The organism is Salicola sp. AFF1 (assembly GCF_056783195.1).
This window is the reverse complement of sequence record NZ_JBXAYL010000131.1, coordinates 1-465: the sequence shown is the minus strand read 5'-3', so window position 1 is coordinate 465 and position 465 is coordinate 1. Positions and strand designations below refer to the sequence as shown.

The 465-nt window shown below is 59.8% G+C and carries 1 protein-coding gene; it reads left to right on the top strand.

The window, feature by feature from the left end; all coding sequences use genetic code 11:
- Positions 1-465 (top strand): transposase (locus AC1RQI_RS17050; protein ID WP_481905808.1); only part of this gene is annotated, 465 nt, incomplete at both ends.

Genomic DNA, 465 nt, shown 5'->3' with positions numbered 1-465 from the left:
CAACATCGACCAGGACACGATGGTGGTGATCAACTTCCGCCACCAGCTCCAGCCCGGGACCTTCGAATACGCCGTCCATTACCTGATCGAGCACAAGCTGGACCTGTCGGTGTTCTATCCGCGCTACAGCAATGACAACACCGGCCGGCGGGCCTACGACCCGGCCATCCTGCTCAAGGTTATCCTGTTCGCCTATTCCAAGGGCATCACCTCCAGCCGCGAGATGCAGTGGTGCTGCGAGACCAACATCCTGTTCAAGGCGCTGGCCTGCGACACGGTGCCGCACTTCACCACCCTGGCGGCGTTTGTGAGCAACCACGGTGATGAGATCGAAGCGCTGTTCGAACAGGTCCTTCTGGTGTGTCAGGAGCAGGGCCTGCTGGGCAACGAACTGTTCGCCATCGATGGCTGCAAGATGAGCTCGGATGCGAGCAAGGAATGGTCCGGCACCTTCAAAGAACTGGG